The sequence below is a fragment of the Streptomyces sp. NPDC001700 genome, assembly GCF_053596435.1.
The window spans coordinates 98,533-120,722 of the sequence record NZ_JBSFGE010000002.1 but is presented as its reverse complement, the minus strand read 5'-3'; the positions used below and the strand labels follow the sequence as shown (position 1 = coordinate 120,722).

Annotated in this window: 21 protein-coding genes and 3 tRNA genes; 13 read left to right on the top strand and 11 right to left on the bottom strand. The window is 71.5% G+C overall.

The window, feature by feature from the left end; translation table 11 throughout:
- Positions 1-64: 64 nt before the first annotated feature.
- Complete coding sequence (locus ACWC5C_RS03990; RefSeq protein WP_450873456.1) at positions 65-313, bottom strand: hypothetical protein; 249 nt, start codon at positions 311-313, stop codon at positions 65-67.
- Positions 310-666 carry a hypothetical protein gene (locus ACWC5C_RS03985; RefSeq protein ID WP_450873455.1) on the bottom strand — a complete coding sequence of 119 codons (357 nt, stop codon included), beginning with the start codon at positions 664-666 and terminating at the stop codon, positions 310-312. Before ACWC5C_RS03985 ends, ACWC5C_RS03990 begins: the two co-directional genes overlap by 4 nt.
- A 119-nt stretch (positions 667-785) precedes the next feature.
- Between ACWC5C_RS03985 and ACWC5C_RS03980 the strand changes: the two genes are divergently transcribed.
- From ACWC5C_RS03980 to ACWC5C_RS03950, 7 genes are all read left to right on the top strand, one after another.
- Positions 786-1,766: an adenosine deaminase gene (locus ACWC5C_RS03980; RefSeq protein ID WP_450873453.1), complete on the top strand. Its 981-nt coding sequence runs from the start codon at positions 786-788 to the stop codon at positions 1,764-1,766.
- A 34-nt stretch (positions 1,767-1,800) separates the two neighbouring features.
- On the top strand, positions 1,801-2,256 hold the full coding sequence (locus tag ACWC5C_RS03975) for a MarR family winged helix-turn-helix transcriptional regulator (protein WP_450873451.1): 456 nt from the start codon (positions 1,801-1,803) through the stop codon (positions 2,254-2,256).
- A gap of 458 nt (positions 2,257-2,714) precedes the next feature.
- Complete coding sequence (locus ACWC5C_RS03970; protein ID WP_450873449.1) at positions 2,715-3,488, top strand: sirohydrochlorin chelatase; 774 nt, start codon at positions 2,715-2,717, stop codon at positions 3,486-3,488.
- Positions 3,485-4,894, top strand: coding sequence for a deoxyguanosinetriphosphate triphosphohydrolase (locus ACWC5C_RS03965; RefSeq protein WP_450873447.1), 1,410 nt, complete (start codon positions 3,485-3,487; stop codon positions 4,892-4,894). The genes ACWC5C_RS03970 and ACWC5C_RS03965 overlap by 4 nt, the downstream gene beginning before the upstream one ends.
- 234 nt (positions 4,895-5,128) lie before the next feature.
- Positions 5,129-6,424, top strand: coding sequence for an NAD(P)/FAD-dependent oxidoreductase (locus tag ACWC5C_RS03960; RefSeq protein WP_450873445.1), 1,296 nt, complete (start codon positions 5,129-5,131; stop codon positions 6,422-6,424).
- 87 nt (positions 6,425-6,511) lie between these two features.
- The gene (dnaG, locus tag ACWC5C_RS03955; protein WP_450873443.1) at positions 6,512-8,458 is read left to right on the top strand and encodes a DNA primase; all 1,947 of its coding nucleotides are present in this window, start codon (positions 6,512-6,514) and stop codon (positions 8,456-8,458) included.
- Between the two features lie 196 nt (positions 8,459-8,654).
- Positions 8,655-9,968 carry a sigma-70 family RNA polymerase sigma factor gene (locus ACWC5C_RS03950; protein WP_450873441.1) on the top strand — a complete coding sequence of 438 codons (1,314 nt, stop codon included), beginning with the start codon at positions 8,655-8,657 and terminating at the stop codon, positions 9,966-9,968.
- 11 nt (positions 9,969-9,979) lie between these two features.
- Here ACWC5C_RS03950 and ACWC5C_RS03945 read toward each other — a convergent pair whose 3' ends face one another.
- Both ACWC5C_RS03945 and ACWC5C_RS03940 read right to left on the bottom strand, forming a co-directional pair.
- On the bottom strand, positions 9,980-11,437 hold the full coding sequence (locus ACWC5C_RS03945) for an FGGY family carbohydrate kinase (protein ID WP_450873439.1): 1,458 nt from the start codon (positions 11,435-11,437) through the stop codon (positions 9,980-9,982).
- Positions 11,438-11,462: 25 nt separating this feature from the next.
- Positions 11,463-11,735, bottom strand: coding sequence for a YtxH domain-containing protein (locus ACWC5C_RS03940; protein WP_450873438.1), 273 nt, complete (start codon positions 11,733-11,735; stop codon positions 11,463-11,465).
- Between the two features lie 204 nt (positions 11,736-11,939).
- Here ACWC5C_RS03940 and ACWC5C_RS03935 point away from each other — a divergent pair.
- The 4 genes from ACWC5C_RS03935 to ACWC5C_RS03920 all read left to right on the top strand — a co-directional run bounded on the left by ACWC5C_RS03935 (position 11,940) and on the right by ACWC5C_RS03920 (position 13,474).
- A tRNA-Asn gene (locus tag ACWC5C_RS03935) sits at positions 11,940-12,012 on the top strand.
- A gap of 5 nt (positions 12,013-12,017) precedes the next feature.
- Positions 12,018-12,090: transfer RNA gene (locus tag ACWC5C_RS03930), tRNA-Asn, on the top strand.
- A gap of 191 nt (positions 12,091-12,281) precedes the next feature.
- A tRNA-Ile gene (locus ACWC5C_RS03925) sits at positions 12,282-12,355 on the top strand.
- 270 nt (positions 12,356-12,625) lie between these two features.
- On the top strand, positions 12,626-13,474 hold the full coding sequence (locus tag ACWC5C_RS03920; RefSeq protein ID WP_450873436.1) for a MerR family transcriptional regulator: 849 nt from the start codon (positions 12,626-12,628) through the stop codon (positions 13,472-13,474).
- On the opposite strand, the gene ACWC5C_RS03915 is transcribed toward ACWC5C_RS03920, so the two are convergent.
- Positions 13,393-14,055 (bottom strand): TetR/AcrR family transcriptional regulator, encoded by a 663-nt coding sequence (locus tag ACWC5C_RS03915; RefSeq protein WP_450873434.1) that lies wholly within the window; start codon positions 14,053-14,055, stop codon positions 13,393-13,395. The two genes, ACWC5C_RS03920 and ACWC5C_RS03915, sit on opposite strands and share 82 nt — an antisense overlap.
- A 70-nt stretch (positions 14,056-14,125) precedes the next feature.
- Here ACWC5C_RS03915 and ACWC5C_RS03910 point away from each other — a divergent pair, with 70 nt between their 5' ends.
- The gene (locus ACWC5C_RS03910) at positions 14,126-15,019 is read left to right on the top strand and encodes an NADP-dependent oxidoreductase (RefSeq protein WP_450873432.1); all 894 of its coding nucleotides are present in this window, start codon (positions 14,126-14,128) and stop codon (positions 15,017-15,019) included.
- 76 nt (positions 15,020-15,095) lie between these two features.
- Here ACWC5C_RS03910 and ACWC5C_RS03905 read toward each other — a convergent pair whose 3' ends face one another.
- Positions 15,096-15,350, bottom strand: coding sequence for a Txe/YoeB family addiction module toxin (locus ACWC5C_RS03905; RefSeq protein WP_385435865.1), 255 nt, complete (start codon positions 15,348-15,350; stop codon positions 15,096-15,098).
- Entirely contained in the window at positions 15,347-15,610 is a 264-nt protein-coding gene (locus tag ACWC5C_RS03900; RefSeq protein ID WP_385435864.1) for a type II toxin-antitoxin system Phd/YefM family antitoxin, read from the bottom strand. Before ACWC5C_RS03900 ends, ACWC5C_RS03905 begins: the two co-directional genes overlap by 4 nt.
- 757 nt (positions 15,611-16,367) lie before the next feature.
- On the opposite strand from ACWC5C_RS03900, the gene ACWC5C_RS03895 reads away from it, so the two are divergent.
- Positions 16,368-17,432 carry a LacI family DNA-binding transcriptional regulator gene (locus tag ACWC5C_RS03895; protein ID WP_450873429.1) on the top strand — a complete coding sequence of 355 codons (1,065 nt, stop codon included), beginning with the start codon at positions 16,368-16,370 and terminating at the stop codon, positions 17,430-17,432.
- On the opposite strand, the gene ACWC5C_RS03890 is transcribed toward ACWC5C_RS03895, so the two are convergent.
- Genes ACWC5C_RS03890 through ACWC5C_RS03875 form a run of 4 tightly spaced genes read right to left on the bottom strand, consistent with a single transcriptional unit; the run spans position 17,395 to position 22,104 of the window.
- Positions 17,395-18,795, bottom strand: a complete 1,401-nt coding sequence (locus tag ACWC5C_RS03890; RefSeq protein ID WP_450873428.1) for a glycoside hydrolase family 32 protein — start codon at positions 18,793-18,795, stop codon at positions 17,395-17,397. The two genes, ACWC5C_RS03895 and ACWC5C_RS03890, sit on opposite strands and share 38 nt — an antisense overlap.
- 5 nt (positions 18,796-18,800) lie before the next feature.
- Positions 18,801-19,700, bottom strand: a complete 900-nt coding sequence (locus ACWC5C_RS03885; protein WP_450873426.1) for a carbohydrate ABC transporter permease — start codon at positions 19,698-19,700, stop codon at positions 18,801-18,803.
- A 14-nt stretch (positions 19,701-19,714) separates the two neighbouring features.
- Positions 19,715-20,698: a carbohydrate ABC transporter permease gene (locus ACWC5C_RS03880; RefSeq protein ID WP_450873424.1), complete on the bottom strand. Its 984-nt coding sequence runs from the start codon at positions 20,696-20,698 to the stop codon at positions 19,715-19,717.
- Positions 20,695-22,104 carry an extracellular solute-binding protein gene (locus ACWC5C_RS03875; protein ID WP_385435858.1) on the bottom strand — a complete coding sequence of 470 codons (1,410 nt, stop codon included), beginning with the start codon at positions 22,102-22,104 and terminating at the stop codon, positions 20,695-20,697. Before ACWC5C_RS03875 ends, ACWC5C_RS03880 begins: the two co-directional genes overlap by 4 nt.
- Between the last annotated feature and the right edge of the window lie 86 nt (positions 22,105-22,190).

Here is a 22,190-nt window from a genome sequence, read left to right as displayed (position 1 = left end):
CCCGCCGCTCCCTCCGCCCGCCGTCCTTGCCCGCACTGACGCTACGGAGACGGGCGCGGTTGCCTCATCCGGCCCAGGTAACGCGCACCACCGCGATCAACTGCTGACTGGGCACGGGCAGGAAGTACAGCAGGCCCACATCGAGGAAGGTCAGGTTCCGGAGCATGTGTCCGGCACCCACTTCGGCCGCGTCGCGTCCCAGGACGGCCAGCTCATGGGCGAGCCGTTCCACCTCGGCGACGACATGGGGCGGAAGGCCCCCGACGACGTGTTCCGCGTCCGGGTCGTACTCCCACTTCCAGACATCGCTCACGCACCGATCTCCTCGCCCGCGGCCCGCAGGATGCGGCCGATCTCACCCGCCGCGGCGCGGGCCTCGTCCGCGTCTGCCTGGGGGTCGGCCGTCAGCTCCTCGCACGCGTGGAAGCGGGCGGCGCGCTGCGGCCAGCGCTCGATGTTGATGATCGTTCCCCAGTGCGTGGTGAACGCCAGCAACGGCCCGACGCTGCTGGTGCGCTGAGCGCTCGTCGCCGCGTTCGCCAGGTGCTCGTTCAATTCGGGCAGACGGCTGGGAACGATCTGTGCGACCGCGGCCCGAAGCGCGTCCGGGGTCAGTTGCGGCATGGGAATCAGCGGGCCGCTCGCCTCGGTCGGCTGACTGCTCACGGTGACCTCCTGTGTCCCTGAGTGCGCTCCCGACGCGAGCCTACCGCTCAGCCACGGGCCGCTGCCCCGTTAGGCTGTGAGACTCTCCCCGTCAGCGAAACCAGCAGGTGATCCCAGCCGTGCCGCCGCTCCCCAAAGCAGAACTCCACCTCCACATCGAGGGCACCCTGGAGCCCGAACTCGCCTTCGCGCTCGCCGAGCGCAACGGCATCGAGCTGCCCTACGCCACCCAGGACGAGCTGCGCGACGCGTACTCCTTCACCGACCTCCAGGACTTCCTCAACCTCTACTACGCGCTGATGGCCGTCCTCCGTACCGAGGACGACTTCGCCGACCTCACCAACGCGTACCTCGCCCGCGCCCGCGAGCAGGGCGTCCGGCACGCCGAGATCTTCTTCGACCCCCAGGCGCACACCGCCCGAGGCGTCGACATCGGCACCGTCATCCGCGGCCTCACCCGCGCCCTCGACGCCGCGCCCGAGACGTACGGCATCACCACCCGCCTCATCATGTGCTTCCTGCGGGACGAGACCGCCGAATCGGCCCTGGCCACCTTCGAGTCCGCCCGCCCCTACCTCGACCGGATCACCGCCGTCGGCCTCGACTCGGCCGAGGTCGGCCACCCGCCGTCGAAGTTCCGCGAGGTCTACGCGCTGGCCCGTGAGGCCGGGCTGAAGTGCGTCGCCCACGCGGGCGAGGAGGGCCCGCCCGCGTACGTCTGGGAGGCCCTGGACATCCTCGGCGTCGACCGCGTCGACCACGGCGTGCGCTGCCTGGAGGACAAGGCCCTGGTGGAACGCCTGGTCGCGGACCAGATTCCGCTCACCGTCTGCCCCCTGTCCAACGTCCGCCTCCGCGTCGTCGACCACCTCTCCGACCACCCCCTCCCCGCCATGCTGGACGCGGGCCTCCTGGTGACCGTCAACTCCGACGACCCCTCCTACTTCGGCGGCTACGCGGAGGACAACTTCACCGCCGTACGGGACGCCCTCGGCCTCGATCAGACCGCGCTGCGCACCCTGGCCCGCAACTCCTTCCAGGCCTCGTTCCTGGACGAGGAGACGCGCGCGTCCTACCTCCGGGAACTCGACGCGTCTTGACCTCAACCTTGGTTCAACTTCTACGTTCGTCGCCATGGAGTACTCACACAGCGACACCGAACTGATCCGTCAGCCCATCGGCTACTGGAGCTGGGCCGCCTCCAAGGCGGTCGTGACCTACATCCGGGCAGGGCTCTCGGAGTTCGGCCTCAGCCAGCCCCAGTGGTGGGTCCTGAACCAGGTCTTCGACGGCGGCGAGGACGGCCGCACCCGCGACGAGGTGCGGGCCGTCCTCCAGGGCTACCTGGACGTGGGCACCGCCCTGGAACCCGAGATCGACGCCCTCCTGTCCCGTGGCCTCCTGACCACCACCGCCCAGCGCCTCCGCCTGACCCCCGAGGGCCGCGACCTCCGCGCCCGCGCGGCGGAACGCCAGGTGGCGATGCGGGAACGTATCCACGACGGCATCCCCGACGAGGACTACGTCGCCACCCTCAAGATCCTCCAGCGCATGATCCACAACACCAACGGCCAAGCCTGGCACCACTGACTCCTGCCCGGTCGGGTCTCGCTGCCGAGTGCGGCCCGGTGGCCGGGTTGTGCCCACCCGTTCCGCCCCGGCGGAACGATTGCCCACAACCGGGGGTACCGATCGCCCGGCACGCGGGGGCGGGATCGCGACCCACCCCGCCCGGCCGCCCGCCACGGGCCGGGCCGGGGGCCGGGGCCAGTGTCGGGGAGTCGCCGACGAGACGGAGGGGGCGGGGTCGCAGGGGTGGGGGCCTGGACGACGACGTGTATTTGTGGCGCCTATTTCCGGCGCACCCCACGTTTCCGGGCGGTGGCGCCAAAAATATACGCGTCCAGGCCCCTGCCCCGGAGGCCCCGCCCCCGGCACCCACGCCAAACCGGCAGCGCACCCACCCCCCACCCGCACCGTGAACTCGCCGCAATCACCCGTCACGGCCGCGCAACGGCGGCGCAACACGCCCCTGCCACAGTCACGTCATGCACGGCATGACAGCAGTGTCACCCCGCCCCCGCCCCGCCCCGCCGACCCTGGTCGCCGTGGCACACGGCAGCCGCGACCCGGCGGCGCTGCGCACCGTGACGGCCCTCCTGAACGCGGTCCGGGCCCTGCGCCCCGACGTGCCCGTACGCCTCGGGCACATCGAGCTGAACCGTCCGCTCCTCGCGGACACCCTCGCCGCGCTCCGCGGCGAAGCCGTCCTCGTACCGCTCCTCCTCGGCCGCGGCTATCACGTCAAGGAAGACCTCCCGGCGGCAGCCGCAGCCGCCGGACACCTCACCACGCGCATCGCCGCACCCCTAGGCCCCCACCCGCTCCTCGCCGAGGCCCTGCACGCCCGCCTCAGCGAGGCGAGCCAACGGCACACGCAGGCCCCCCACGCCGTCGTCCTCGCCGCCGCCGGTTCCCGCGACCACGACGCGGCCGTGGACGCCAGCGCCACCGCCACCCTGCTCAGCGCCCGGCTCGGCGGCATACCGGTCGTCCCCGCGTACGCCTCCGCCGCCACGCCCACCGTGGCCGACGCCGTACGCGCCCTCGCCCCGCACCGGGAAGGCCGCCGCCACATCGCCGTGGCCTCGTACTTCACCGCCCCCGGCCGCTTCGCCACCCAGTGCGCGGACGCCGCCCCCGGCATCGCCGCGGCCCCGCTCGGCGCCCACCCGGCCGTCGCCCGGCTGGTGCTGCACCGCTACGAACAGGCCCTCTCCAGTGCTCCGCTGTCGTACCGGGCGGTTACCGTCGGTGTATGAGCCGCAGAGCAGGTCGAGCAGGTCGTACGACACGTCACACCACGAACCACGGCACCAACACCAGCGCCGCACCACCGACGACCCCCGGCTATGACGCGGCGGACCTGGAGCGCTGGGTCCAGGAGCCCGACAAGCGCCCCGGCCGGACCGCGTTCCAGCGGGACCGGGCGCGGGTGCTGCACTCCGCCGCGCTGCGCCGACTGGCCGGAAAGACGCAGGTCGTGCCCGCAGCCCCGGCCACCGACACGGACCTCGGCGCCTCCGCCCGCACCCCGGCCTGGGACGCCACGCCCCGCACCCGCCTGACCCACTCCCTCGAGTGCGCCCAGGTGGGCCGGGAGCTGGGGGCGGCCCTCGGCTGCGATCCGGACCTGGTGGAGATGGCGTGCCTCGCCCATGACCTCGGCCACCCGCCGTTCGGCCACAACGGCGAACAGGCCCTCAACGAGGTGGCCCGCGACTGCGGCGGTTTCGAGGGGAACGCCCAGTCGCTGCGGCTGCTGGCCCGGCTTGAACCGAAGCGGTTCGTCCCCGACGAGGAGACCGGCGAACCGCTCAGCGTCGGCCTCAACCTCACCCGGGCGGCCCTGGACGCGGCCACCAAATACCCCTGGCCGCGCGGCGGACACCCCCGCGACCCGGATTCGCCGAAGTTCGGGGTGTACGAGGACGACCTGCCGGTCTTCGCCTGGTTCCGGCGCGGCGCGCCCGAGGACCGCACGCCGTTCGAGGCCCAGGTCATGGACTGGGCGGACGATGTGGCGTATTCGGTGCACGACGTCGAGGACGGCCTGCACGCGGGCCATCTCGACCCGAACAGCCTGCTCGCCGAGCCCGAGCGGCGCGAGGTGTTCGCGGTCGCGGCGGCCCGTTACGCGCCGGGCGCCGAGGCGGACGAGCTGGCCGAGGCGCTGGACCGGCTGCTCGACCAGGAGTGGTGGCCGCATGGCTATGACGGCACGTCCGTCGCCCAAGCCCGCCTCAAGGACGCCACGAGCCAGCTCATCGGCCGGTTCTGCCTCGCCGCCGAGTCCGCGACCCGGGCGGCGTACGGGACGGGCCGGTTCACCCGCTACCGCGCCGAGCTGGTGGTGCCGCGCCCGGCCCGGCTGGAGTGCGCGGTGCTCAAGGCGGTCGCGGACCGTTACGTCATCCAGCGCGCCGACCAGGAGCTGGTCCGCGCCGACCAGCGCGTGGTGATCGCCGAACTGGGCGAGGCGCTGATCGCCCGCGCCCCGGACGGGCTCGACCCGCAGTTCCGCGCCCTGTTCGACGCGGCCGACGCGGCGGGCGACGAGAAGGGGCGGCTGCGCGCGATCGTGGACCAGATCGCCGCCTTGACGGACGTCTCGGCCCGCGCTCTCCACGCCCGCCTCACGACCCCGCGCGCGACGCGCCACGTATGACCGCACCTGACCGCATGTGGTCATGCATGATCGCGTACGACCGTCACCGCTCCGGAATCGCGCCCTACCCGGCCCGTTCCCGCCACTCCGCACGGCCCCCTTCCCCCGCCCCGCTTGGTGCGGGAGGCTCCCCGGTGGCTCCCTATGGCCAAAGCTCCGGCTGATGCGACTGGTCGACGCGACCGGGGTAGAAGCAAACGCAGAGGCACCGCCCGGCAGCGAGGAGGAAAACAAGTGGTCGACGCACACCAGACGTTCGTCATCGTCGGAGGGGGTCTGGCCGGGGCGAAAGCCGCGGAAACCCTCCGTTCGGAGGGCTTCACCGGCCGGGTGATCCTGATCTGTGACGAGCGCGACCACCCCTATGAGCGTCCCCCGCTCTCCAAGGGCTTCCTCACCGGCAGCCAGGAGCGCGACAGCGTCTTCGTCCACGAACCCGCCTGGTACGCGCAGGCCGACATCGAACTCCACCTCGGCCAGCCCGCCACCCACCTGGACCGCACCGCCAAGGCGGTGACCCTCGGCGACGGCACCCGCATCCACTACGACCGGCTGCTGCTGGCCACCGGCGCCGAGCCGCGCCGCCTCGACATCCCGGGCACCGGCCTGGCGGGCGTGCACCATCTGCGCCGCCTGGCCCACGCCGAGCGGCTGAAGGGCGTCCTCACCACCCTCGGCCGGGACAACGGCCAGCTGGTCATCGCGGGCGGGGGCTGGATCGGCCTGGAGGTCGCGGCCGCCGCCCGTGGCTACGGCGCCGAGGTGACGATCGTCGAGCGCGAGCCGACCCCGCTCCACTCCGTCCTCGGCCCCGAACTGGGCGCCCTCTTCGCCGACCTCCACAGCGAGCACGGCGTCCGCTTCCACTTCGGGGCGACGCTCACCGAGATCACCGGCCAGGACGGCATGGTGCTCGCCGCCCTCACCGACGACGGCGAGGAGCACCCCTGCCACAGCGTGCTGGCGGCCATCGGCGCCGCCCCGCGCACCGCCCTCGCCGAGGCCGCTGGGCTGGACGTGGTGGACCGGGCGTCGGGCGGCGGCATCGCCGTCGACGCCGCGCTGCGCACCAGCGACCCGGACATCTTCGCGACGGGCGACGCCGCCTCCGCCCCGCTCGCCTTCCTGGAGGGCACCCCGGTGCGCACCGCCCTCGCGCCCGGCTCCCGGCTGCGCGTCGAGCACTGGGCCAACGCGCTGAACGGCGGCCCGGCGGCGGCCCGCGCGATGCTCGGCCAGGACGTCACGTACGACCGGGTGCCGTACTTCTTCTCCGACCAGTACGACGTCGGGCTGGAGTACTCCGGGTACGCGCCGCCCGGCTCGTACGACCAGGTGCTGATCCGCGGCGACGTCGGCAAGCGGCAGTTCATCGCCTTCTGGCTGAGCGACGGCCGCCTGCTGGCGGGGATGAACGTGAACGTGTGGGACGTCACCGGGCCCATCCAGCAGCTCATCCGCGGCGGCGCCCAGCCCGACCCGGGCGCCCTGGCCGACCCGTCCGTCCCGCTCACCTCCCTCGTGCCGTAACGCACCCCGGGCCCCGGGCCGGGGCCCGACCGGTGCCGGACACCCGTGCCGGACATCGCTGTCGGACCCCGGCCGTAGAATTCACGCGTGGCTGGACGGATCAACGATGACGACGTGAAGGCGGTGCGGGACGCGGTCCCGATCGACGCCGTCGTATCCGAGTATCTCCAGCTGCGGAACGCGGGCGGTGGCAATCTCAAGGGGCTCTGTCCCTTCCACGACGAGAAGTCACCGTCCTTCCAGATCAGCCCCAGCAAGGGGCTGTATTACTGCTTCGGCTGCCAGGAGGGCGGCGACACCGTCGACTTCGTCATGAAGATCGACCATCTCTCCTTCTCCGAGACGATCGAGCGGCTCGCCTCCCAGGCCGGGATCACCCTGCGGTACGAGCAGGGCAGCGCCACCCCCGGCCGCCAGCAGGGCGAGCGCACCCGCCTGGTCGAGGCCCACCGGGCGGCCGCGCAGTTCTACGTCGAGCAGCTGGACAGTCCCGAGGCGGAGATCGGCCGCAAGTTCCTCGCCGAGCGCGGCTTCGACCAGGCCGCCGCCCAGCACTTCGGCGTCGGCTACAGCCCGGCGGGCTGGGACCACCTCGTCCGCTTCCTGCGCGGCCGCGGCTTCACCGACCAGGAGCTGATCCTCTCCGGCCTCGCCCAGGAGAGCCGCCGCAACCCCATCGACCGCTTCCGCGGCCGCCTCATGTGGCCCATCCGCGACATCACCGGCGAGGTCGTCGGCTTCGGCGCACGCAAGCTGCGCGACGACGACAACGGCCCCAAGTACCTCAACACCCCCGAGACCCCGCTCTACAAGAAGTCCCACGTCCTGTACGGGATCGACCTCGCCAAGAAGGACATCGCCAAGACCAGCCGCGCCGTGGTCGTCGAGGGGTACACCGACGTCATGGCCTGCCATCTGGCCGGGGTCACCACCGCCATCGCCACCTGCGGCACCTCCTTCGGCGGCGACCACATCAAGATCCTGCGGCGGCTGCTGATGGACAACTCCGGCGCCGAGGTCGTCTTCACCTTCGACGGCGACGCGGCGGGCCAGAAGGCCGCCCTGCGCGCCTTCGAGGACGACCAGAAGTTCGCCGCCGAGACCTATATCGCGATCACCCCGGGCGGTATGGACCCCTGCGATCTGCGGCTCGCGCACGGCGACGACGCGGTCAAGGCGCTGGTCGAGAGCCGCACCCAGCTCTTCGAGTTCGCCATCCGGCAGATCATCGCCCGCCACAACCTCGACACGGCGGTCGGCCGCGCCGCCGCCCTGGACGAGGCCGCGCCGGTCGTCGCGGGCATCAAGAACAGCTCCATCCAGCACGAGTCGGCCGTCCACCTCGCGGGGCTGCTGGGCATCCTCGACACCCAGTTCGTCGTCCAGCGCGTCAGCCAGCTCGCCCGGTGGGCGCGGGACCGCGGCCGGGGCGGCGACCAGCGCCCCGACCAGCGGGGCCGCGCGCAGCACCGGCCCGGCGGACCGGGCGGACCCGGCGGACCGGGCGGACCCCAGGGCTCCGGGGCCCAGGCCCCGGCAGGCCCCCGTGGCCCCGCCCTGAACCTCCGCAGCCCGGCCCACCGGGTCGAGCGGGAGCTGCTGAAGCTGGCCCTCCAGCGCCCCGAGCTGGTCTCCCCGGCCTTCGACGCCTACGGCGAGGACGAGTTCACCGCCCCGCCCTACGCCGCCGTGCGCCGCGCCGTCGAGGACGCGGGCGGCGCGGAGCGCGCCGACGCCGACTATCTGCGCCGCGTCCGCGAGGTCGCCCCCGACGACACGGTCCGCGCCATGGTCACCGAACTGGCCGTGGAACCCCTCCACACCCGCCGCGAGGCCGACGAGGCGTACGCGGGCGAGCAGCTGGTGCGGGTCCGCCAGGCCGCCGTCAACCACCGCATCAGGGAGGTCCAGGGCACCCTGCAGCGCCTGGGCCAGCACGCCGACCCGGCCCATCTGGCCGCCGTCCAGAACGAGCTGTGGGTCCTCCAGCAGTACGCCGTGTCCCTCCAGACCCAGGGCGCGGCGGCACTCTGACCGGGCCGCAGCCGGGCCGTAGCCGGGCCGCGCGGAACGTCGCGTAATCGGCCGGTCACCGGCCGCTGTGCAAAAAGTGCCCGCACGCCCCTCGTGGCGGGCGTGTGTCGTACTCCACACTGGGTGTGGTGCCTGAGTCCTCGGAGCGCGGCGGTGTTGGCCGGGTAGGCCGGGATCCCCCGCAGATCCGCTCAAGATGTACGGGACGGACGGCGGCGTAACCGGCGCGTCCGTACCCGATCGTTCTGCCGCCTCAGCAGCGATCACCCTGGAGGTCGCCCCCGTGCAGACCCAGATCCTCACCGACGCGGCCCCCGCCGCGTCGCCGCAGTCCCGGGCACCGGCGGCCGTGGAGCCCCCGGAACCGCCCACGCTGCCCGGTGCGGCCCTGCCCCCGGACGCCCCGGGCGCCGCCGGGGCCCAGCGCACCGCAGCGGACGCCGAGCAGGCCACAGAACCCGCCCCCGCGCCCGGCACCGAACCGGAACCCGACAGCGAACCGGAAGGCGCCACCGAACCCGACGACGGCCCCGGAGCCGACGACGCCCCCGAACCGGACGACGGCCCCGCCGAACGCCCCGCACGCGCCGAGACCACCGGCCCCTCCTCCGACCTCTTCCGCCAATACCTGCGCGAAATCGGCCGGATCCCGCTCCTCTCCGCCGCCGAGGAGGTCGAGCTGGCCCGCCGGGTCGAGGCGGGCCTGTTCGCCGAGGAGAAGCTCGCGAACGCCCCCGACCTCGACAGCCAACTCGCCCTCGACCTCGACCGGTTGGTCGTCCTGGGCCGGATGGCCAAGCGCCGCCTGATCGAGGCCAACCTGCGCCTCGTCGTCTCCGTCGCCAAGCGCTACGTGGGCCGCGGCCTGACCATGCTGGACCTCGTCCAGGAGGGCAACCTCGGCCTGATCCGGGCGGTCGAGAAGTTCGACTACGCCCGCGGGTACAAGTTCTCGACGTACGCGACCTGGTGGATCCGCCAGGCCATGTCCCGCGCCCTCGCCGACCAGGCCCGGACCATCCGGGTCCCGGTGCATGTCGTCGAGCTGATCAACCGGGTCGTCCGGGTGCAGCGCCGGATGCTCCAGGAGCGCGGCTACGAGCCCACCCCCGAGGAGGTCGCGGTCCACCTCGACCTCACCCCGGAGCGGGTGAGCGAGGTGCTGCGCCTCGCCCAGGAGCCGGTGTCGCTGCACGCGCCGGTGGGGGAGGAGGACGATGTCGCGCTCGGCGACCTCATCGAGGACGGCGACGCCGCCTCACCGGTCGAGTCGGCGGCGTTCCTGCTGCTCCGCGAGCATCTGGAGGCCGTGCTGTCGACGCTCGGCGAGCGCGAGCGCAAGGTCGTCCAGCTGCGGTACGGACTGGCCGACGGCCGCCCCCGCACCCTGGAGGAGATCGGCCGGATCTTCGGCGTGACCCGGGAACGCATCCGCCAGATCGAGTCCAAGACCCTCAACAAGCTCCGCGACCACGCCTTCGCCGACCAGCTCCGCGGCTACCTGGACTAGCCGCGCACGCTTCAGCCCCCGGCTCCGGCCTCGAACGCCCCCGGGTGCGTCTGCTCCCGTACCGCCACGTACTGCTGCCGCACCGCCTGCCCCACCGCCAGGTCGTCGCCCGGCTCGAACACCTGGCTGGCGGCAGCGGGCCAGCGCGGCGGCTCGTGCGGGGACAGCGCCCCCTGCGCGGCGCCCAGCGCCCACGCGGCCTGCCGGGCGGCGCCCAGCGCGGCGTAGTCGGCGGGCTGCGGCACCACGATCTGGGCGCCCAGCAGCGCGGGCGCGATCGCCCGTACCGCCTGGAGGTCGGCCGCGGGGCCCAGCAGGAACACCCGGCGCACCCCGACCCCGCGCCCCCGCAGGATGTCGAGCGCGTCGGCGAGCCCGCACAGCATGCCCTCGAACGCGGCCCGCGCCAGATGCTCCGGCTTCATGGACTCGCGCCGCAGCCCGGTCAGCGTCCCGGCGGTGTGCGGCAGGTACGGGGTCCGCTCGCCCTCCAGATACGGCAGCATCACCATGCCGTACGACCCGGGGGTGGAGTTCAGCGCGAGCGCGGACAGCCCCTCCAGGTCCGTGCCCAGCAGCTCAGCCGTACCGCGCAGCGCCCGCACCGCGTTGAGCGTGTGCACGACGGGCAGGTGCATCCCGGTGGCGTCGGCGTACGAGAGGATCGTGCCGGTGTGGTCGGCCAGCGCCTCGTGGTGGATGGAGAAGACCGAACCCGAGGCCCCGAGCGAGATCACCGCGTCGCCGACCCCCACGCCGAGCCCGAAGGCGGCGGCCATGGTTTCGCCCGTACCGGCCGATATCAGCAGCCCCTCCGGCGTCTGCCCGGCGGGCTGGGCCGGTCCGATGACCTCCGGCAGCCGCACCTGGTGCCCGAGCGCCAGCTCGGCCAGATCCGGCCGCCAGCCGCCGGTCGCCGCCGACCAGTAGCCGGTGCTGGAGGCCGTGCCACGGTCCGTCGTACGCCGCAGCGGGCGCCCGAGCAGCTGCCACACCAGCCAGTCGTGCGGCTGCAGCACCTCGGCCACCCGGCGCGCGGCGTCCGGCTCGGACCGTGCCATCCAGCGCAGCTTCGCCACCGACTGGGCGGCGGTCGGCACCGCGCCCACGGCCTGGGCCCACGCCGCGCGCCCGCCCAGCGTCTCGATCAGATCGGCGGCCGCGGACTGCACCCGCCGGTCGTTGCCCATCTGCGCGGGGCGCACCAGCGCCCCGCTCCCGTCCAGCGTCAGCAGCCCGTGCTGCTGCGCCGAGACGCCGATGGCCTGGACCCCCTCCAGCAGCCCGCCCTCGGCGGCCTCCCCGAGGGAGAGCAGCCATGCCTGCGGGTCCACGTCATTGGGCGAACCGCCGGAGGACGGCTCCGGGTGCGGCGCGTACCCCTGCTTGAGTACGGCACCCGTATCCGTATCGCAGACGACGATCCGTGTGCTCTCGGACGAACTGTCCAACCCGGCGACTATCCCCATGGACCAGATCATGCCACCGAGGCAGCTAGGTGTTGCTGGTGCCCCAGTCGTCCTCCTCCGCCGTGGAGCGCGACTCCCGCTGCGCGATCTTGTCCCGCAGCGGCCGCACCTTGCCGAGCGCCTTCGTGGCGGCCTCCCGGCCACCCAGCGCGGCGGACTCGGCGGTATTACGGACCGCCGGGTTCTGCGCAAACCGCTGCGCGCAGGCGCGCAGCTGGTCGTACCGCTCGCGGCCGGCCCGTGTGCCGAACACGTAACCAACAGCCAATCCGGTCATGAACGTCAGCCGGTAGCGCATCGACCTGCCCTTCTGGTTGTCCCATCCGTCGGACCCCGGAGCCGTGCCGCACGTCTACCCGCAGGCGCCGCAGATCACCCTCCGATCACCCACGGGCATACCGATTGGCGGAGCACCCCCCTGCTTGCGCTAATGTATGTGTCGCAGCGAGCGCACGCCGTCCGGGAGCCCCGGACGGGGGCGCGGTCGAGGCACCCGGAGCAATCCCCTGTAGCTCAATTGGCAGAGCAGCCGGCTGTTAACCGGCAGGTTACTGGTTCGAGTCCAGTCGGGGGAGCGCGATCCCCTGTAGCTCAATTGGCAGAGCATTCGGCTGTTAACCGGAGGGTTACTGGTTCGAGTCCAGTCGGGGGAGCAACACGGGAGAGGACCCCTGATGGGGTCCTTTTTCATGCCCTCATCCCCTGTTCACGCCGTGCTCACCCCTTGATCCAGCCCTGATCCACGGCATGCGGGCACCCAAGACCGGCCCGCCGAAGCAACAGATCGTATGAGCGGCTATGCTGCGGCAGACGGCGCGCACAGATGTGCACGACGCGCCGTTACGGGGCGGTAGCTCAGCCGGTTAGAGCAGCGGACTCATAATCCGTCGGCCGTGGGTTCGAGTCCCACCCGCCCCACTCCGCGCTACGCGGGCAGAATCCTTCTGACCTGCTGCGCAGTGGATCGCCGCTCCGTCGGCGCACTCCGCGCTCACCCTGTCGGCGGCCGTACCCGGTGCTCCACCAGAACCAGCGAGGTGCCCGGCCCGAGAGGGCGTACAGGCGGTCGCCCTCCGCCGCGAGGGACCGTCCGATAGTCCGTCAGGATCTGGGTGTTGTGGAGTTGCATGTGCCGTAGCGGCATGTGGTGTTGTCGAGGGCACCACGGCACGAAAGGCCCTGTCTGCGATGTACCCCTCCGTCATGCCTCCCCGCGAGGTCAAGATCGGTGATGCCGCCGCCTTCGCCGGGACCACCCCGCGCGCCATTCGCCACTACCACCAGATCGGTCTGCTGCCGGAGCCCGAGCGAGGCGGAGACGGACGCCGCCGCTACGGCTACGAGGACATGATCCGCCTGCTGTGGATCCGCAAGATGTCCGAGGCTGGCATCAGCCTGGACGACATGCGGGCCGCCTTCGACGAAGCCCGAGCCCGGGACATCGAGGACGTCCTGGGCCAGCTGGAGGAGACCCTGGCCGCCCAGGAGGCCGACATCAAGCGTCAGCGTGCGGCAGTCCAGCGCCTGCGGGCCGTGGGCAACCCACTGGGCTTGCTCTCCCCCTTGGTCACGGACCGGCTCAGCCACCTGCCATCTGGCGCACTGCGCCCCTCCGACCTGGACGCCCTGCTGGTCACGGAACGGATCTTCGGGCCGCTGGGAGCCGCGATTCAGGCCAGCGTGTTCATCACCCTGGCCACCCACCCCGACCTACGGGCCGAGGCAGACCGCCTCGACGCGGCCGACGCCGCCCTCGATGACACCGTCGACCCCCACGACCCGCAGGTCGAGGAACTCGCCGCGCGGCACTGCGCCCACCACAAGGCCCTGCTCCAGGCCATTGAAGCGGCCGGACTGGACGCGGCCGAGGAGAAGCTCTTCGAGATCGACGACGCCGAGGCGAGCGGCGAGGAGGACGCCCGGATGAGCGCCTTCGAAGCGGTCACCAAGATGCCCTACGACTTCTCCGCGGCCCGGACGCGGTGCATGGAACTCACGGCACAGCTCCTTGCCGGGGACCTCTCCGCAGGCAGCTGATCGCTGGAGGGTTGGGCGACCTCCCAGGCAGCCTCGATCATCCGGAAGATCTCGTCCACCGCGGTATCCGGATCGGCCGCCTCGCGGGCCAGTGAATAGGCGTCGATCACGAACCTCGCGATCGTCCGGCAGGCCGTAGTGGTCTGTGGTAGATCGGGACCGGCGGCGATGGCCGTTGCCAGCGTCTCCGCGTGGCGCAGCCTCATCGACTCCTCGTACTCCCGCAGGGCGGGTGATGCGTCGATCATGCGCCAGACCGGGGCGGCCCTGTCCGTCGTGCAATGTCGCACCAGGGCCAGGATCTCGCGGCGCAGCGCCGGGATGAGCGGCTCGTGTGGCGCCCGGCCGGTGACCGCCTGCGTGAGGCGTTGCTCGAAGTCATCGTCCTGCTCGAACACCAGGGCCTCTTTCGAGGCGAAGTGGGAGAAGAGCGTGGTGACGGCCACGTCGGCCTCGGCGGCCACGTCACGGATGCCCACCGCGTCGTACCCGCGTTCCAGGAAGAGTCGCAGGGCGGTGTCGGCGATCTTCTGGCGGGTCGCGGCCTTCTTGCGCTCACGGCGTCCAGTCGGCACGGTCATGCCCAAACGCTATCAGATATGAAAGTGAAGCAGTTTCTAAAACCTAACGGTTAGTGTTACGGTCCGTCACATGAAGAAAGTGAGCTTTGCCGAGTTCGGCGGTCCGGACGTTCTGCGACTCATGGACGCCGAGGAGCCCCACGCGGGCCCCGGTCAGGTACGCATCGCCGTGCGGGCGGCGGGCGTGAACCCCGTCGACTGGAGGGTTCGTGAAGGCCAGGTCCTGGGGGCCCATCCGATCGAGTTGCCCTCCGGAGTCGGGCTGGACGCCTCCGGTGTGGTGGACGAGATCGGCGAGGGTGTCGAAGGGGTCGAGGCCGGCGACCGCGTGTTCGGCGAGGGCTCAAGTACCTATGCCGAGTTCGCCGTGCTGTCGGCCTGGGTCCGTATGCCCGAGGGGCTGACGTTCGAAGAGGCGGCCGGATACCCCTCCGTGGTGGAGACCGCGCTGCGCGTCATCCGGGAGGTCGGTGTGCGGTCCGGGCAGACGCTGCTGGTCAGCGGTGCGTCCGGGGGAGTCGGATCGGCGGTGTTGCAAATCGCCCGCGACCGCGGCATCGCGGTGATCGGCACGGCTGGGGCCGCGAACCAGGACTATCTGCGGAGCCTGGGTGCCCTCGCCACGACGTACGGCGAGGGCTGGGTCGAGCGGGTGCGGCGGCTCGGCCATGTCGACGCGGCTCTCGATCTGGCCGGCTCGGGCGTGATCCGCGAGCTCGTCGAGCTGACCGGGGATCCCCAGAAGGTGATCTCCATCGCCGATCTCGGTGCGCCGGGGCTCGGTGTCCGGTTCTCCGGCGTGGCCGGGAGCGTGCCGGATGCGCTCGCCGAGGCCGTCGGCCTCATCTCGCGGGGGAAGCTCCACATCCCGGTAGAGAAGTCGTACACGCTCGCCGAGGCCGCAGCGGCGCACGTCGACAGCCGTGCTGGGCACACGCGCGGGCGCCGGGTCCTGGTCGTCTGAAAGCCGGCTGGGCGTCGTCCTCAAACGGAGATTGAGCCAGCCGACTGCGTCTGCCCTGCTACGGCGGAGCGCGTGATCAGTAGTGGTACCGGGCCTGGACGATGATCAACTCGTCGTCGGCCGGCTTGTACACGAGCCGGTGCGTGTCGTCGATCCGCCGGGACCAATAACCTGAGAGGTCGCCCTTCAGTGGCTCTGGCTTGCCGATGCCCTTGAAGGGGTCGCGCATCGTGTCGTCGACCAGCTTGTTGATGCGCTTTACGATCTTGCGATCGTTCTCGGCCCAGTAGGTGTAGTCCTCCCAGGCGTGTGAGGTGAACGAGACCTTCACGCCTGTCCCGCGTCGGGGTCGATCAGCTCACGCCGCTGAGCCTTACCGTCCTCCGTCTCGGCGATGGAGTCGAGCAGGCGGCGGGCGTTCTTGGGGGAGCGCAGGAGGTGCACCGTCTCCGTCCAGGAGGTGAAGTCCTCTTCGGACATCAGGATGGCGTTCCCCTTGCGGGAGGTGATGTGAACCGGGGCGTGGTCCTCGTTGACCTGCTCGATCAGCGGGAACAGGTTCTGGCGCGCCTCGCTGGCGGTGATGGGCATGGCTGCCTCCTCTCTTGACTTGTACAAGATATCGTACGAGGTTGTTGGTGTCTACTGATCATCACCAGCCGGGGATTCAGGACCCGCTGTGCTTTCGCGGAGTACTACCGCCTGAGGTCGATCATGCGCACCGGCTGCCCTGTCGTGCGGGCGATGGTTTCGACATCGCGGTCGCAGCGGAGCAGCGTAAGCCCCGCTCCCTCGGCGGCGGCAGCCACAAGAAGATGCAGGACGCGGGCGAGGGCGGAGGTGTCGATGGGGTAGTCGGCGAGGGTTACCCATCCACTCCACCGTCGCGGACGTCGTCTGCCGCGCTCGTGGGCCGGTACTTGCTCTTGTCCAGGAGGAGGCCCACGTCCAGTGCGCCGTCGGCCGCCAGGGTGCGGGCTTCTTCGAGCGCGCGCAGACGCGGGTAGCGAGCCGTGACTGACTTCTCTCGCGCGTCGCGTGGTGTCCAGCGCCTGCTGTGCGCCGTGCACCGACGGGACAGCACGACCCTCCGCTGGGCGCCGTAGGCGGCGTCGGCACGTTGCAGCAGACGGCGGAACGTCCACCGTGCCCGTACGGGCGACGCTTGGTCGGCGGGGAACAGCCAAATTCGGCGGTCGGACGGCCACGGTCGCGCGACGACCCGCACCCCGGCGTGCCGAGGTCAGCGGCTGTCCCACCGCGGTGTCCCATTCGGTCCGCTGCGGGCTCCGCGACATCTCCTGCGGGTAGGATTTGCCTGATCAGGCAAAGTCTGCGGAGACGGGGCATGGGCGGGGTGGAGAAGACGCGGGGTGGCGGGGCTGAGCGGGCGACCTCGCGGGATGTCGCCCGGCTTGCCGGGGTGTCGCACACGGCCGTGTCCTTCGTCTTCAACGGGCGTGCCGAGGGCAACCTCTCCGCCGAGACGCAGGAGAAGATCCGCAAGGCAGCCGCACAGCTCGGCTACCGGCCGAACGCGGTCGCCCGCGGCCTGCGCCGACGTCGTACCGCAGTGATCGGTCTGGTGACGGACGAGATCGCCACATCGCCGTTCGCCGGGCAGCTGCTGCGCGGGGCCATGGACACGGCGTGGAACAGTGAGCATCTGGTGCTCACCGTCGACTCCGGGCAGGACCCGGTCACCGAGGACGCGGCCGTCGCCGAACTGCTCGACCGGAGGGTCGACGGGATCATCTACGCCGCGCTGTCGTTGCGCCGCGCCCGAGTCCCGGAAGGGCTGCACCGCACGTTCGCCGTGCTCGCCAACTGCCTCCCCGAGGACGGCTCCCTCCCCGCCGTCATCCCCGCCGAGAGGGTCGGTGGCCGCAGCGCCGCGCGCGTCCTCCTCGACGCGGGCCACCGCCGTGTCGCCCTGGTGGGTGGTCTGGAGGACATCGCGACCACGGAGCGGCTGCGCGGCTTCCGTGACGCGCTGCGGGCGGTGGGGCTGACCGCCGAGAAGGACTGGCTCCTGCGGACGGGAGGGGAGATCTCCGCCGGGTACGAGGGAGCGTCGCGGTTGCTGGACCGTGTTCCCGCCGACCGGCGGCCCACGGGGATCGTCTGTTACAACGACCGGGTCGCCGCCGGTGTCCTCCACGCCGCCGCGCGCCTGGGCCTCGACGTGCCCGCCGATCTGTCCGTCGTCGGCTACGACGACCAGGAGCACATGGCTGCCTTCCTCAGCCCGCCCCTCACCACGGTCGCTCTGCCGCACCGTGCGATGGGCGAGACGGCCGCCCGCCTGCTCCTGGACGCCATCGACAGCGGGACCGCGCCGCCCGTCACGACCCGGCGGCTGGAGTGCCCGGTCGTCATGCGGGGCTCGGTGGGACCAACTCCCAGCCCGTGACCTCGACGGCCGTCCCCGACACGGCCAGCTCCGCGACGTCGTCGCCGCGTCGGTACACCCGTTCCGTGGCCATCGCCCGGCCGCCCGCGAACAGTTCCAGCAGGGAGCCGTCCACGAGGATCCGTACGGTGAGGGTCCCGCCCGGCGGGGTGGGCAGGACCAGGGGGGCCGTGCCGTCCGGGCGGGCGCGTGGCCAGGCCGTGCGGTCCAGGGTCACCGCGCCGGACGCCGGGTCGAGTCGCACGGTCAGCTCGGCTCCGGACGCGGCCCGCAGCAGACTCACCGTCGCCGCCGACCGGGCGGTCACCAGCAGGTCGTAGGAGAGGGGGAGCGGTCGACGCGGTCCGGGTGTGGCCGTGAACGGGACGGCCGCCCGGAGCAGTTCGAGCTCCGCGGCCGGTACGACCCGCAGCGTGCCGTTCTCGTCGGTGTCCACCACGCGTGGTGCCGTGAGGACGCCGGACCAGCCCGCGCGGTCCACCTCCTCGCGAGGGCGGGACTCCCAGGACCAGCCCCAGAGCAGGGCGCGGCCGGACTCCGCGTCCTGGAGGACGGAGGGGGCGTAGAAGTCACGGCCGAGGTCGAGGGGACCGCCGCCCGTACCGGCGACGAACCTCGGTCCACCGTCTCCCGCCTCCACCAGATGCCCCGTGAGGTACGCGGTGCTCAGCGGGTCGCCGTCCCACAGCGCCACCGCCAGCACCCAGTCGCCCCCGGGGGTCTCCCACAGCTGCGGGCACTCCCAGCCGATCGCCCGCGTACCGAAGGTGCGGGCCGCCGCCGGGTCCCGGCCGTCCAGCAGGACCCCGGCGAACCGCCACGCGTACAGGTCCTCGCAGTCGTACACCAGGACGGACGGGGTGCCGTCGGCGTGGCCGGCGCCCACCAGCGCCCAGCGGCGTCCGGCGAAGCGGAAGACGAAGGGGTCCCGGAACATGGTCACGGCCAGGCCCGGTGGCGGGCCGGCGACCACCGGCACCGGCAGTTGCTTCCACTCCTCCAGGTCATCGTCCTCGGCCACGGCGAGACAGATCGCGCTCAGGCCCTGGTGGTCGTGGCCGATCCCGGAGTACACCGCTGTCGGTACACCACCGTCGTCCACCACGCAGCCTGACCAGCAGCCCGCTTCGTCCGGGCCGCCGGGCGTCGGCCGCAGGGCGATCCCGTGGTCGTCCCAGTAGGCGAGGTCGGAGCTGGAGGCGTGGCCCCAGTGGACGTTCGCGTGGACGGGGACGTCGGGGTTGTGCTGGTAGAAGAGGTGGTATCGACCGCCCCAGCGGAACGGCCCGTTCGGGTCGTTCATCCAGTTGGCCGGCGGGCGGACCCTGAAGCGCGGGCTGTGGGCGTCGGTCGACCGGCTCACGGAACTCAACGGTTGACTCCTGCGGATGTGATGCCCTCGCGCAGAGGGCGCTGGCCGACGACGAACACGAGGACGGCGGGGATCATGGAGAGGACGACCCCGGCGAGGACGACGGAGATCGAGCCGGTGCCGAGGTTGCCCTGGAGGGAGACCAGGCCCAGGGGCAGCGTGAGGTTCTCGGTGGAGGTTTCGAGGATCAGCGGCCGGAAGAACTCGTTCCAGTGGTAGTTGAAAGCCAGTACGCCGACGATGGCGAGGCCGGGGGCCGCCAAGGGGGCGTACACGGAGCGGAAGACACGCCATGGGCTCGCGCCGTCGATCATCGCCGCCTCGCCCAGGTCCTTCGGCATGCCCAGGAAGTACTGGCGCATCAGGAAGGTGCCGAAGGCCGTCGGGAAGGCCGGGACGATGAGGCCGAGCAGGGTGTCGGTCAGACCCATCGTCTTCAGCTCCAGGAAGACCGGGACCATCGTGACCTGCAAGGGCACCATCATCGTGGCCAGGACCAGCGCGAACAGCGGCTTCTTGAAGCGGAATTCGAGGCGGGCGAAGGCATAGCCCGCCAGCCCTGCGGTGATCATCTGACCGACCGCGATCAGCGCGGTCACCAGGGTGGAGTTCAGCGCGTACAGCCACACGTCGATCTGGTCGAAGACCCCGCGGTAGGCGTCGAGGGTGGGGTCCGCGGGGATGATCTTCGGCGGCAGGTCGAAGGACTCCGCCGGCGTGCGCAGCGACGTCGACACCGTCCAGATGACCGGGCCGAGCGTCAACAGGGCGCACAGCGCCAGGCCGGCGATCCGGGCCCAGGGTGCCAGGCCGCGCCGTACGCGCGATGCGGTGGGGCTCGTGCGGGAACCAGGCGTCGGAGCCGGTGCCGGACCCGAGAGGGAACTCGTACTCATCTGACTCACCCGGCTCACTGGTAGTGGACGTAACGCCGGCTGAGCCGGAACTGGAGAGCGGTGACAGCCATGATCAAGACGAAGAGCAGGACGCCCACGGCGGACGCCTCGCCGAAGCGGAGCTGCTCGAAGGCCGTCTCGTAGATGACCATCACGACTGTGCGTGTGGAGTCGCCAGGACCACCGGCCGTGAGAACGTAAGGCTGCTCGAAGACCTGGAGGGCGTTGATGATGCCGACCACGGACGCCACCAGCAGCGTGGGCGACAGCAGCGGCAGGGTGATGGCGAGGTGCTTGCGAACCCCGCTCGCGCCGTCCAGCGAAGCCGCCTCGTGCACCTCCTTCGGGATGTTGTTCAGGCCGCCGACGAACAGCAGGAACGAGAAGCCGAACTGCTGCCAGACGTACGCCAGGACCACGGCCGCCATCGCCCCGTTCTCCGAGGTCAGCCACGGGACCGAGGGGATACCGACGGTGCCGAGGAACCAGTTCACGGGACCGAAGTCCTGGTTGAACAGGTACTTCATCACCACCGAGATGGACGCGGCGGACAGCACCAGCGGGAAGAAGAACGCCGAACGGAACACGGACCGCAGCCACTTGGGCATCCGGCCGTTCACCGCGATCGCCAGCGCGAGCGCGATCAGCAGCTGCAGCGCGACCGCGAGCACCATGAAGACGAGCGTGTTGCGGAAGGAGACGAGGACCGTCGAGTCGGTGAGGATGTCGCGGTAGTTGGCCGCTCCGGCCCAGCGCGGGTCCTCGATCACGTCCCACTGGAAGAGGCTGAGGGCGACCGAGCCGACGATCGGTACGACCGTGAAGACGACGATGCCGACGACCGTGGGCGCGAGGAACAGTACGGCGAGCAGGCGGGCGCCCCGGGTGCGGGCGGTGGTGGCCGTGGACTCGGACGCCTCACGACTCCGACGGGTCCTGCGGCTCTCGCGGGTACGGGCGGACTCCGGTCGCAGGGGTCTGATCTCGGTGTTCGTCACACTCCACGCTCCATTGCCTGCTCCAGGTCCTCCTGCAGCCGGCGCAGCGCGGGACGCACCGCGCCGGGGCTCGCGAGGGCGGTTCCGGTGTGCTTGATCAGCAGCTGCTCGACCTCGTTGACCTGCGGCGGGGCCGGGATCGGGCCGGTGGTGGGGATCTTGTCGAGGGTGTCGTAGAAGACCTGCCAGTGGGCCGGGCCGGTCTCCCGGTAGCGGGCCGCGTCGACCATGGAGCGGCGGGCCGGAGTGGTCTGGTTGGCTGCGAAGAGCTGGGTCATCACGTCTTTGCGGGCGGTGTACTTGATGAACTCCCAGGCCTCGTCCCGCATCTTCGACGTGCGCAGCATGGCGTACCCGGCGGCGCCGAACTGGTGACGCCGTGTGCGCCAGCGCGGGAAGTACCGGACGTCGTAGTCGCCGGGTTTCATGCCGGCGTCATGCAGGCCGCCCGACCAGAAGCCGCCCGCTGGTGTGACACCGACGCGGCCGGTGGAGAACACGCCGACGAGGTTCCGGCCGTCGCCGCCCTCGGGCCGGGTGCACAGGTCCTCCTGGATGAGGGAGGAGAGGTAGTCGTAGACCTCCGCGACGCGGTCGGAGTCGGCCTGGGGGGTTGTCCACCGGTAACCGCCGCCCCGGCCGCGCCGCTCCGCCTCGGGATAGAAGGAGTTCCAGAGCCAGTCGCCCCCGGGAGCCTTGGACTCGGAGAGGAGGTTGGTGCCGTTGGCGAAGAGCCAGGGGACCACTCCGCCCCACAGACGGTTGGTCCAGAAGTACGGGGTGAACCGGGATCCGTTGCTGCGTTTCATCGCACGCAGCAGCGCCGTGAAGTCGTCACGGCTCCAGTCGTCGTCGGGGAGGTCGGCGCCCGCGCGTTCGAGGACCCGGTTGTTGAGGTAGATGTCGGCCGCGTTGAACTCGACCGGCAGCTGGTAGAGGCTTCCCTCGCACATCATCGACTCGACCAGCGCGGGGTGGACGTCGGCGAAGTACTCGCGCAGTTCGGCCGCGTCCCGCCTCGCCCACCGGTCCAGCGGTACGCCGAGCCGCCGGGCGAAGAGCTGCACGCCCTCGGTGGCGACGTACACGAGGTCGGGTGCCGTGCCCGCGGCGATCTGGGTGAGGATCTTGGAGAAGAAGTCCGACCAGTCGTAGGCCTGTACGGGGTTGATACGGATCTTGATGTCGGGGTGGACCTCGCGGAATCCGTCGCGCAGGGCGCGTTGTGCCTCGGGGGTCAAGGCGGAGCCCAGGGTGGCGATGACGAGCGAGCCGTCGTCCCGGCCGGGGATGTCGGCGGCGGTGAGCCGGTCCCAGCCGGCCGCGACACCGGCGAGAGCGGCGGCTCCGGCGCCGTACGCGCCGTAGCGCACCAGGGCCCGGCGGGAGAGGAGTGAGTCGGTCATCGACGAACCTAACTCGTGTTAGTCGAAGGGGGATTCCATGATGATGAGAACCCCGTCGCGGCTCTGTCAAGGGATGTGGGCGGGTC

Bases quoted from the DNA above. Each gene is read 5' to 3' on its own strand.
- ACWC5C_RS03900 (WP_385435864.1), bottom strand. From the start codon at position 15,610: ATGCCCATCACCGCCAGCGAGGCGCGCCAGAACCTGTTCCCGCTGATC.
- ACWC5C_RS03975 (WP_450873451.1), top strand. From the start codon at position 1,801: ATGGAGTACTCACACAGCGACACCGAACTGATCCGTCAGCCCATCGGC.
- ACWC5C_RS03950 (WP_450873441.1), top strand. From the start codon at position 8,655: ATGTACGGGACGGACGGCGGCGTAACCGGCGCGTCCGTACCCGATCGT.
- ACWC5C_RS03965 (WP_450873447.1), top strand. From the start codon at position 3,485: ATGAGCCGCAGAGCAGGTCGAGCAGGTCGTACGACACGTCACACCACG.
- ACWC5C_RS03875 (WP_385435858.1), bottom strand. From the start codon at position 22,104: ATGACCGACTCACTCCTCTCCCGCCGGGCCCTGGTGCGCTACGGCGCG.
- ACWC5C_RS03920 (WP_450873436.1), top strand. From the start codon at position 12,626: ATGTACCCCTCCGTCATGCCTCCCCGCGAGGTCAAGATCGGTGATGCC.
- ACWC5C_RS03970 (WP_450873449.1), top strand. From the start codon at position 2,715: ATGCACGGCATGACAGCAGTGTCACCCCGCCCCCGCCCCGCCCCGCCG.
- ACWC5C_RS03940 (WP_450873438.1), bottom strand. From the start codon at position 11,735: ATGCGCTACCGGCTGACGTTCATGACCGGATTGGCTGTTGGTTACGTG.
- ACWC5C_RS03910 (WP_450873432.1), top strand. From the start codon at position 14,126: ATGAAGAAAGTGAGCTTTGCCGAGTTCGGCGGTCCGGACGTTCTGCGA.
- ACWC5C_RS03895 (WP_450873429.1), top strand. From the start codon at position 16,368: ATGGGCGGGGTGGAGAAGACGCGGGGTGGCGGGGCTGAGCGGGCGACC.
- ACWC5C_RS03945 (WP_450873439.1), bottom strand. From the start codon at position 11,437: ATGGGGATAGTCGCCGGGTTGGACAGTTCGTCCGAGAGCACACGGATC.
- ACWC5C_RS03885 (WP_450873426.1), bottom strand. From the start codon at position 19,700: ATGAGTACGAGTTCCCTCTCGGGTCCGGCACCGGCTCCGACGCCTGGT.
- ACWC5C_RS03915 (WP_450873434.1), bottom strand. From the start codon at position 14,055: ATGACCGTGCCGACTGGACGCCGTGAGCGCAAGAAGGCCGCGACCCGC.